We start from the raw sequence: 266 nt of genomic DNA, 5'->3' as shown, positions 1-266 counted from the left end.
ATGCCTGGCACAAGCAGGGTTACTGGCCCGAGGTTTCGATGCCGTTGTTGATCGGCGTGCTGGTGCTGCTGCAACTGGCTGCGATGATGGCATGGCGTCGGGCCGCACGCCTGGTGTGGCTCAGCATGATCGCCCTGGCGGCGCAGTGGCTGTTGTTGGTGACCGTGATCGAGCCGGCCAAGGACCTTCAGTTCGATACCCGGCAATTCGTCAGCCAGGTGGAAGCGTTGCGCGATGCGCAGCCGGGGCCTTTGGTATTTGTCGAC

At 62.8% G+C, this 266-nt stretch carries 1 protein-coding gene; it reads left to right on the top strand.

Features of this window, described 5'->3' with window-relative positions:
- Positions 1-38: 38 nt before the first annotated feature.
- The coding region (locus AC0L3B_RS39615) for a hypothetical protein (RefSeq protein WP_473383298.1) at positions 39-266 on the top strand (228 nt) is incomplete at its 3' end.

Source organism: Bradyrhizobium sp. Kon56, assembly GCF_055807635.1.
This window is presented reverse-complemented; position numbering and strand designations above follow the sequence as displayed.